Here is a 9,502-nt window from a genome sequence, read left to right on the forward strand (position 1 = left end):
GTCGTGGTCCTCGTGCAGCCGTCCGTCCGCCGTCAGCAGCCGGCCGAGCGAGGCCGCCTCCGGCAGGTTCTGCGCCGCCGACTCCGCCAGCAGGACGATGCCCAGCGGATTTCCGCCCGTCAGCCGGTGGGTGGCGTGCGGGAGTTGGGGCGGCACCGGCACCTCGTCGCAGACCGCGCCCACGATGTGCAGGGTGTCGTCCGGAGTGAGCGGCGGCAGCGAAACCAGCAGCGCCCGCGAGGACGGCACGGCCGCGTCCGGCGCCCACTCGCTGCGCCGGGCCACCTCGGGCAGCGCCCAGCGCACGGCGTTGCGCAGGCCCTCCCGGCCGTCGCCGCGCAGCGCGCCGACGAACGCCACCTGGTCGGTGAAGCCCTCGGCGCGGTCCCGCAGCACCGCGTCCACGAGTCCCGGCCCGGGGGCGGTCTGCGCGTTGTCGACGAGGACGAGCGGCCGCCCGAGCCGCTGCATACGCGGCAGCACACCCGAGTAGGCCTCCGTCAGGTCGGCGAGCAGCGCCCGCACCAGATACCGCTCGGCGTGCTCCCGGGAGGTGCCGCCCGCCCGGAAGTGCCCGGACAGCAGGATCAGCCCGCGCTGGGCGTGTCCGCCCGCGTTCGGATACGTCCGGTACCAGACCGACGCCTTCTGGTGCCGACGGCTGGCGAACCCCTCCGCGACGGATTCCAGCGTGGCCTCGACCGCGCCCGACAGGAACGGCCCGCTGCCGGTCGCCGCCGCGACGATCTTCGCCGCGACCTTCCCGGCCCACCGCCCGGCGAAGCCGCTGACCCACGAACCGCTCTCGTTCAGCAGCAGGATCCGTTCGACCTCGCGGCGGATCCGGTCCGAGTCGGCGTCGCGCCATCCGCCCGCGGCCACCGCGACCAGCCCCGACATCAGCCGGGGGAACTGGATCCGACCGGCCCCGGTCACCGGTTCGGCCAGCTGCTCGGCGATCACCAGCAGCGCCTGGGCCACCGGGGACCAGGACTCGGCGGGCCGGTCCGCGGGCGGCCCTGCGAACTGCTCGTCCGCGCAGTCGACCAACGCGACCGGCGTGTGCCCCCTGTAGGCCTCCCGCAGCTCGGCGAGCACCGCGCTCTTGCCCAGCCCGCGCGCCCCGGTGAGCACGACGAAGGGCAGCTCCGTCCGATGCTCGAACGGATACGCACGGTGCTGGTAGGGGCGCAGACCCACGAGCCGCGGAGCTAGACCGGCCGGATCCGTGTCGAACAGGGCCCCGCGCCCGTGCAGACGTCTGTGCACCGCATCCCCCCTCAACACCAGTGTAGGAAGGGGGAGTTGCTTCGTACCAGATCGCGTGGTGTCCGTTGGGTCACGAAACCGCGGAGACGATCAGGTCCCGCAGCCGCTCCACGTACAGCCGCATGTTCTTGTACGCCACGTCCGTGTCGGGGTACCGGCTCGCGAACCACAGACCTTCGTGCAGTCTCTGCACCCACGCGCACACCTGGTCGCCGTACGACACCCGGATCAGCGCGTACGCCTTCAGCTCGGCCCACCGCTCGGACCCCGCGATGCCCCGGGTGTCCACGAACGAGACGATCGAGTACAGGTCCGGCGAGGTCGGGCGGAAGTCCGCGCCGAGCAGGCTCAGCACCCGGGCGAGCGGCATGCGCGCCAGCGGCCGGGCGGACTGCAGCTCGGCGCGCACGGCCCGCAGGGCGCCCGGCAGATCGGGTTCCGCCGCCACCTCGATGGGAGCGCCGCCCACGTACCAGCCCACGGAGTCCGACCACCGCGACTTCACCCTGGTGTGGAACGGCACCACCGTGCGGTACACCGGCTGGCCGCCGATCTCCTGGGCGATCAGGCTCGTGGCGGCCAGCACGCCGACCAGGCTTCCGCCGAAGGGCCGGCAGTACGACTCGAACGCGGCGGCAGCGTCCGCGTCCACGAGCGGTTCGCACATCATCTTCTGGCCGGGCAGCCCGCTTCCGGGCTCCAGGCCGAGGTCGACGGGGAAGCCGGGCAGCGTGCCGTCGCAGCGCCGGATGAACTCCCGCCAGCGGGCTACGGTCGCGTGCCCGTCGTCGATCCGGTCCGCGTCCGCCCGCTCCATCTCGCAGAAGTCCACGTAGCTGGCGGCCGGCGGCCGCTGCGCGTCGCCGCGCCCCTCGGCCCGCGCCGCGTACAGCTCCTGGATCTCGGCGGGGATGGCGTGCAGGGAGTAGGCGTCGACATTGCTGTGGTCGAAGGCCATGTAGACGCTGGTGCAGTCGGCCCGGACGACCGCCGTGTAGATGAGGTTCGGCCAGCGCAGCGCGTCCGCCGTGACGTCGAAGCGGTTCTGGAGGTGGCGGGCCAGCGCCTGCGCGTCGGTGAAGTCGCCGACCACCTGCCGGCTCAGGCTCACCGTGCCGGCGTCGAGGGTGAACCGGCGCAGCTCGTCGCCGCACCAGCGGAAGCCACTGCGCAGCGTCTCGTGGCGCAGCGTCCAGTCGCGCAGCGCCTCTTCCAGTACGCCGAGGTCGACCGGCCCCGGGAGGTCGAAGGCCGTACCGAGCCAGGTCGGCACGAACAGCCCTTCGTCGCGCACGGACCTGGCCGTCCTGATGTGCGACTCCTGGATGTAGGCCGGCGGCCGGGAGTCCTCCGGCAGGCGGGTGGCGGCCTCGACGGTCGCCGGGCTGAGGGTCCACTCGACGAGCCGTCCCGGCCGGACCTCGCAGCGCTGGATGTCAGTGATTCGCACGGGACGTCTCCGATCGCAGAAGGGGACCCGCTGGATGGGCCCCCTTCAAGGGAATGCCGCCGGGTACGACCGGGACATGCCGTGTCCGGGCATTTCAGCGGAACGGGGGGTGGCCCGAACGCGGAAGCGATCAGTCGACGGTGATGGAGTCGAGCTTCTCGCGCAGGTAGACGTGCGAGTCCACGGGCGGGTACGTCACCCGCCCCACCGGCGCCGGTACGGACTCGACGAGCGTGCCCGGGGTGCACTCGCCGAAGTAGACGAGAGACATCAGCTCCTCGGCGGGCGCGTCCGAGGGCGGCGGCAGCACCCGGTGCCGCCCCGACCGCCACCGGTCGCCGGTCCAACGGGCCATCAGGTCACCGATGTTGATGGTGAAGGCGGCCGGGTCGTGGGGCGCGTCCTGCCAGCCGGCACCACCCTGCGCGGGGTCCGTGTACACCTGAAGTCCGCCCTTGCCCGCCTGCCGGTCGAGGATGGTGACCGTCCCGAAGTCGGTGTGCGGACCGATCCGGAACTGGCCCGGGCGCGGCTCACCGATCACCTCGGTCCCCGGGTACCAGTTGATGTTGAAGCCGTAGGTCGGATGGTCCATGTGCCGGCTGAAGAAGTCGGGTTCGAGCCCGAGGGCGTGACCGAGCAGGGACAGCAGCCGCTTCTCCAGCGCGGCCATCTCCCGGAGGTACTCCTCGCACAGCGCCCGGAGTTCGGGAACCTCGCCCGGCCACACATTGGGCGCGTACCACTCGGCGTTGACGACCGGATCCGCGAACGGCTCGTGCGTCGCGAAGGTCAGTGACTCCTTCAGGTCGGGCGGGGTCTCGGTCCCCTCCGAGTAGCCGTTGGCCTCCGCCCCGGGCCCCAGCCACCCGCGCCCGCCGACCTTCGCCTCGTACACCCGCTTGGCCTCGACGGGCAGCAGGAAGAACCGCCGCGCGGCCGCCCTGACGGCCGCGCACAGCGCGGGGTCGACCCCGTGCCCGGTGACGAGCAGGAACCCCGCGGTCCGCAGGGCCCGGTCGACGGTACGCGCGGTCTCCCGCCGCGCGTCGGGGTCGCCGGAGAGCCAGGGGCGCAGATCGATGGTGGGGATGCGGGGCCTGGGATCACTCACCGATGTCCTCATTCCACAGAGCCGGGTTGTTCTCGATGAACTCGCGCATGATCGCCACGCACTCGGGATCCTCCAGCAGGACGATCTCGACACCGTGCTCGGCCAGCCAGTCGTGGCCGCCGTGGAAGGTGGCCGACTCGCCGACCACGACCCGGGAGATGCCGAACTGGCGGACCAGGCCGCTGCAGTACCAGCAGGGCGAGAGCGTGGTCACCATCGTGGTGCCCCGGTACGAACGCTGTCGTCCCGCCGCGCGGAAGGCGGCCGTCTCCGCGTGCGTGGAGGGGTCGTCGTCCTGCACGCGCCGGTTGCGGCCGCGGCCGAGGAGCGTGCCGTCGGCGGCGTAGAGCGCGGCACCGATCGGGATGCCGCCCTCGGCGAGCCCGGCGCGGGCCTCGGCGACGGCGGTGGCGAGCCAGGCGCGGGCCTGTTGCTGGTCCATGCGTCCACTCTCCTGGGGCTGAGGCACGGGGGCAACGCGGGCCCCGGCGCGCGGTGGCCTTCCGGCGGCCACCGGGAGCGGCCTCGGTGAAGCGCCGGGAGATCCACTCTGTACCCTGGCCCGATCATCGCCGCGCGCAGCGGCAGTTGACCCCCGGCGGGTGGGAGGAAGCCATGGTTGCCGCTCCGGTCCTGGAGGAGCTGCGGGACGTCGTACAGCCACGGGCGAAGCTGGCGAGCCGCAATGGCGAGCACTGGGCGGGCCGCCTCTACATGCGCAGGATCTCCCTGCGGTTCACCCGGCAGCTGGTGCGCACCCCGGTCACCCCGGACCAGCTGACCTGGACCATGGTGGTGTGCGGGATCGCCTCCGGTGCGGCCCTGCTGCTGCCCGGTCTGACGGGCGCCGTCCTGGCCGTGGTCCTCATGCAGCTGTTCCTCCTCTTCGACTGCGTCGACGGCGAGGTCGCCCGCTGGAAGGGGCAGAACAGCGCGACCGGCATCTACGTCGACCGGCTGGGCGCCTATCTGGCGGACGCGGCGCTGATGGCGGGCGCCGGCTTCCACGCGGCGCGGTCGGGATACGGCGGCTGGGTGTCGGTCGGCATCGCCACCGCGCTCGGTGTCGTCCTGCTGAAGGCCTCCACCGACCTGGTGGACGTGGCACGCGCCCGGCGCGGACTGGCCGTGGCCGACGACGAGGCGACCCGCCCGCGTTCGCAGGGGGTCGCCACGGTGCGCAGGCTGGCCGCCGCCTTCAAGATCCACCGCGTCACCAACGGTATCGAGGCGTCCCTGGTGCTGCTCGCCGCCGCGATCGCCGACGAGGTCACCGGCGGCCTCGAGCCCACCCGCTGGGCGCTGGGCGCACTCGCCGTGATCACCTGGGTGATGGTCCCCGCCCACCTGCTGTCGATCCTGTCGTCGTCCCGGCTGCGCTGACGAGGTCCCAGGGGGCGGGGCAGGGGCGCGCCGGTCAGCCGGCCACCCGCAGCAGCAGCTTCCCGGTACTCGTCCGCGCCCCCATCAGCCGGTGCGCCTCCGCCGCGTCCGTCAGCTCGAACTCCGCCGTCACCGGCAGGGACACCGTGCCGTCGGCTGCCTTGGCGAAGGCGAGTTTGGCCAGGCGGCGGAGGTCGGCCGGTGCCGTCTTCGCCAGGGACAAAATCGAGAAGCCCGCCACCGACCTGCCGAGCGGGTACAGCTCAGGCTGGCCCACGGTCCAGGGCTCCGCCGAGCTCGCGTTGCCGAAGGAGACCAGCCGCCCGAAGACGGCGAGCGAGGCCAGGCTGCCCCTCAGGGTCTCGCCGCCGACCGGATCCAGGGCGAGGTCGACTCCGCGGCCGCCGGTCGCCTCCCGCACCGGCTCCTCGAAGGTCCCGACGAAGACCTCGTCGTAGCCGTTCTCCTTCGCGTGGGCCGACTTGGACGCCGACGACACCACGCCGTACACGGCTCCCGCGCCCGCCGCACGCGCCAACTGGCCCACCGCCGTGCCGACTCCGCCGGCCGCGCCCTGCACCAGGACCGTCTCGCCGGGCTGGAGCCGGCCCACGCCGTGCACGAGGGCGTACGCGGTCGGCAGGACGGTCGGCAGCGTGGCCGCCGTCCGCAGGTCGAGGCCGGAGGGCACCGGGAAGACGGTCACCGCGTCGGCCACGACCACGTCCGCGTAGGCGCCGCCCTCCGTCAGGGCGGTCACCTCCTGCCCCACGGTGAGCCCTTCGACGCCGGCCCCGAGCGCCCGGACGCGGCCGGAGACCTCCAGACCGGGCCGGTAGGGCAGGCCCGGCACTCGGTAGCCCTCCGAACGGGCCTTCAGATCCGCGAAGTTCACGCCCGCGTAGGCGACTTCGATGCTCACCTGACCGGCGCCGGGTTCGGGGACCTCCGCCTCCACCGCCCTCAGTACCTCGGGACCGCCGTACTCCTGGAACTCGACCGCACGCATGCCGCGCCTCCGGCTTCCTGTTCGTCATTCGATGGTCGTCGTACAAGAAGACACCGGCGGGCGCGCCGGATATTCCGGTGACCCGGGGTCATCGGCGGGTCCGATGACCCCATCGGCAGGACGCCCCGGCGGCGCGTGGACCGGGCCCGCCGCCCGCTCGTAGCTTCGACGGCATGACCCCACAGACCAAGGGCACGGCCCAGCTCACCACCGCGATGGTGCTCTCCGGCACCCTCGGCGTCTTCGTCGTCGAGTCGGGCGCCTCGCCCTTCGACGTCGTGTTCTTCCGCGTCCTGTTCGGCGCTCTCGCCCTCGGCGGGTACGTCATCGCCCGCGGCTGGCTGCGCGGCCACGGCTTCACCCCGCGGACCCTCGGACTGGCCGTCCTGGGCGGGGTGTTCATCGTCCTCAACTGGGTGCTGCTCTTCCAGTCGTACGAGAACACCTCCATCTCCGTGGCGACGGTCGTCTACCACACGCAGCCCTTCTACGTGGTCCTGCTCGGCGCCCTGCTCTTCCGCGAGCGACTCACCGCCGCCAAGGTGGGGTGGATCGCGGTCGCCTTCGCCGGGCTGATCCTCGTCTCCGGTGTCACACCCGGCGACTTCACCGGCGGCGGGCGCTATGTCGTCGGCGTGGGCCAGGCCCTCCTCGCCGCGCTGCTCTACGGTCTGTCCACGCTGGTCACCAAGCGCATCACCGGGGTGCGCCCCCATCTCATCGCCCTGGTCCAGGTCCTCGTGGGCATCCCGCTGCTGCTCCCCTTCGCCGACTTCGGCGCCATGCGCGGGACGGGATGGGACTGGGGCTGGCTGGTGGGGCTCGGTCTCATCCACACCGGGGTGATGTACGTCCTGATGTACGCCGCCTACGCCCAGCTGCCCACCTCGAAGATCGCCGTCCTCGCCTTCGTCTACCCGGCCGTCGCGATGCTCATGGACTGGGCGGTGTACGGCCACCACATCGGCCTCGTCCAGGCGCTGGGCGTACCGCTGATCGTGACGGCGAGCCTGCGGGTCACCCTTGCTCGGACACCATCCGCCGGGCCCGCTCGACGAACAGCCGGGCGTGCGCCGGAAGCCGCTTCCCGGCCCGCCACGCCAGCTGCGTGCGAAGCGTGAACGGCGGCTCCCACGGCAGCCGTACGAGAGAGCCCTCCGCGAGTTCGGCGGCGACCGTCACCTCGGGCAGCAGCGAGATCCCGAGGCCGGCCGCCGCCGCGCGTTTGGTGGCCTCGATCGTGCCGAACTCCATGAAGTCCACGGGGGCGAGGGCGGCCAGCTCCCGCTCGAACAGGTCCCGGTAGGCACAGCCCGGTTCGGTCGCCAGCAGCGGCTGCCCCACCAGCTCCGCCGTGCCCACCGGCCCGCCCGCCAGGGCGTGTCCGGGCGGGGCCACCAGTGCCAGCGGTTCCACCGCCAGCACCACGCTCTCCAGCCCGGCGTGCTCGGTCCGCTCCTCCATCAGGAAGCCCAGGTCGTACGTCCCCTGCCGCAGCGCCTGCCGGGTCTCGTCACCGATGGTGGTCCGCAACGACAGGCGCACCTTCGGGTAGCGGTGGTGGAAGAGCTCGAGCAGCGGCGGCAGACGGTACGAGGTCAGCGACTCCATCGTGCCGACGGCGAGGGACCCGGCGGGTTCCTCCGCCTCGGCGACGGCCGCCCGCGCCTCCTCGGCCAGTTCGATCATCCGCCGGGCGTAGGGCAGCAGCCGCTCTCCGGCCTCCGTCAGCCGGATGCGGCTGCCCAGGCGGTCGAACAACTCCGTGCCCAGGGAGTTCTCCAGAGCACGGATCTGGCCGGTCACGCTGGACTGGGCGTACTGCAGTTCGGCCGCGGCCCGGGTGAAGCTCAGGACCGTGGCGACCTTCTCGAAGGTGACGAGCAGCCGCAGTTCCATCACTCGGCCCCGGGCTCGGGCTCGTCCTTCCTGAGGGACTTCAGGAACTCGGGATTGTCGTCGGGGGCGACCCAGCGGGCGGGGCCCGGGGTCCGCACCTTGCCCGCGATCAGCCAGGCGACCGGGCCGACCAGCACCTCGCCGAACAGCAGGATGACGATCACCCACGCCACCTTCGGCATGCCCCGCACCTCGTCCTCGGGCGTGTTGAGGCAGTCCACGAACGCGTAGATCCACAGAGCCAGGACCAGCAGGAAGGGGAGATACCTGAGCATTGGCGTGAGATCCCTCGGCAGAGTGAGACGGCCCCGGTGACGGGGCCAGGTTAGCCCGTGGCCGATACTGGGACACATGGCTTACGACGATCTTCGCTCCCTGCTCAGGGCACTGGAGCGCGAGGGAGACCTCAAGCGCATCAAGGCCGAGGTCGACCCGTATCTGGAGGTCGGGGAGATCGTCGACCGGGTGCAGAAGTCCGGCGGTCCGGCGCTGCTCTTCGAGAACGTGAAGGGCTCCGCCATGCCCCTCGCGATGAACGTCTTCGGCACCGACCGGCGCCTGCTGAAGGCGCTCGGCCTGAAGTCCTACGCCGAGATCAGCGACAGGATCGGGGGGCTGCTGCGGCCCGAGCTGCCGCACGGCTTCGTGGGCGTGCGCGAGGCGTTCGGGAAGCTCGGCGCGATGACGCACGTACCGCCGAAGAAGGTCAAGGACGCCCCGGTGCAGGAGGTAGTCCTGCAGGGCGACGACGTCGACCTCGGCACGCTCCCCGCCCTGTTCACCTGGCCGCAGGACGGCGGCTCCTTCTTCAACCTGGGGCTCACGCACACCAAGGACCCGGAGAGCGGGATCCGCAACCTCGGGCTCTACCGCCTCCAGCGCCACGACCGGCGCACCATCGGCATGCACTGGCAGATCCACAAGGACAGCCGCAACCACTACCAGGTCGCGGCCCGGCGCGGGGAGCGTCTGCCGGTGGCGATCGCCTTCGGCTGTCCCCCGGCCGTGACATACGCCTCGACCGCGCCGCTCCCCGGTGACATCGACGAGTACCTGTTCGCCGGTTTCATCGCGGGCAAGCGCATCGAGATGGTCGACTGCAAGACGGTCCCGCTCCAGGTCCCGGCGAACGCCGAGGTGGTCCTGGAGGGCTGGCTGGAGCCCGGCGAGATGCTCCCGGAGGGTCCCTTCGGCGACCACACGGGCTTCTACACGCCGCAGGAGCCCTTCCCGGCCCTGAGGATCGACTGCGTGACGATGCGGAAGCGGCCGCTGCTCCAGTCGATCGTCGTGGGGGGGCCCCCCCCCCCCGCGCGGCCCCCCGGGGCCGCCCCCGCCCGCGCGCGCAGTCACCCCCACCAAATCTAACTTACCCGGC

Annotated in this window: 8 protein-coding genes and 2 pseudogenes; 3 read left to right on the plus strand and 7 right to left on the minus strand. The window is 72.2% G+C overall.

Annotated elements, in window-relative coordinates:
• The 4 genes and pseudogenes from ACFW2E_RS07045 to ACFW2E_RS07060 form a co-directional block, all read right to left on the minus strand.
• A pseudogene (locus ACFW2E_RS07045) lies at positions 1-1,269 on the minus strand (hypothetical protein); the annotation flags it as partial.
• Positions 1,270-1,339: 70 nt separating this feature from the next.
• Entirely contained in the window at positions 1,340-2,719 is a 1,380-nt protein-coding gene (locus tag ACFW2E_RS07050; RefSeq protein ID WP_384462604.1) for a condensation domain-containing protein, read from the minus strand.
• A gap of 130 nt (positions 2,720-2,849) precedes the next feature.
• On the minus strand, positions 2,850-3,833 hold the full coding sequence (locus ACFW2E_RS07055; RefSeq protein WP_384462607.1) for an isopenicillin N synthase family dioxygenase: 984 nt from the start codon (positions 3,831-3,833) through the stop codon (positions 2,850-2,852).
• Positions 3,826-4,275 carry a nucleoside deaminase gene (locus ACFW2E_RS07060; protein WP_384462610.1) on the minus strand — a complete coding sequence of 150 codons (450 nt, stop codon included), beginning with the start codon at positions 4,273-4,275 and terminating at the stop codon, positions 3,826-3,828. Before ACFW2E_RS07060 ends, ACFW2E_RS07055 begins: the two co-directional genes overlap by 8 nt.
• Positions 4,276-4,448: 173 nt before the next feature.
• On the opposite strand from ACFW2E_RS07060, the gene ACFW2E_RS07065 reads away from it, so the two are divergent.
• Positions 4,449-5,216 carry a CDP-alcohol phosphatidyltransferase family protein gene (locus tag ACFW2E_RS07065; protein ID WP_384462613.1) on the plus strand — a complete coding sequence of 256 codons (768 nt, stop codon included), beginning with the start codon at positions 4,449-4,451 and terminating at the stop codon, positions 5,214-5,216.
• 34 nt (positions 5,217-5,250) lie between these two features.
• Here the strand turns inward: ACFW2E_RS07065 and ACFW2E_RS07070 are convergent, their stop codons facing one another.
• Positions 5,251-6,225, minus strand: a complete 975-nt coding sequence (locus ACFW2E_RS07070; protein WP_384462616.1) for a zinc-binding alcohol dehydrogenase family protein — start codon at positions 6,223-6,225, stop codon at positions 5,251-5,253.
• 173 nt (positions 6,226-6,398) lie between these two features.
• Here ACFW2E_RS07070 and ACFW2E_RS07075 point away from each other — a divergent pair, with 173 nt between their 5' ends.
• Positions 6,399-7,346, plus strand: a complete 948-nt coding sequence (locus tag ACFW2E_RS07075) for a DMT family transporter (protein ID WP_384462619.1) — start codon at positions 6,399-6,401, stop codon at positions 7,344-7,346.
• On the opposite strand, the gene ACFW2E_RS07080 is transcribed toward ACFW2E_RS07075, so the two are convergent.
• Together ACFW2E_RS07080 and ACFW2E_RS07085 are read right to left on the minus strand one after the other, a co-directional pair.
• A complete protein-coding gene (locus ACFW2E_RS07080) occupies positions 7,243-8,124 on the minus strand; it encodes a LysR family transcriptional regulator (RefSeq protein ID WP_384462622.1) in 882 nt (293 codons plus the stop codon). The two genes, ACFW2E_RS07075 and ACFW2E_RS07080, sit on opposite strands and share 104 nt — an antisense overlap.
• Positions 8,124-8,399, minus strand: a complete 276-nt coding sequence (locus ACFW2E_RS07085) for a PLD nuclease N-terminal domain-containing protein (protein WP_384462625.1) — start codon at positions 8,397-8,399, stop codon at positions 8,124-8,126. Before ACFW2E_RS07085 ends, ACFW2E_RS07080 begins: the two co-directional genes overlap by 1 nt.
• Positions 8,400-8,475: 76 nt before the next feature.
• On the opposite strand from ACFW2E_RS07085, the pseudogene ACFW2E_RS07090 reads away from it, so the two are divergent.
• A pseudogene (locus ACFW2E_RS07090) lies at positions 8,476-9,417 on the plus strand (UbiD family decarboxylase); the annotation flags it as partial.
• Between the last annotated feature and the right edge of the window lie 85 nt (positions 9,418-9,502).

Origin of the sequence: Streptomyces sp. NPDC058964 (assembly GCF_042741275.1) — a bacterium.
Taxonomy (GTDB): domain Bacteria; phylum Actinomycetota; class Actinomycetes; order Streptomycetales; family Streptomycetaceae; genus Streptomyces.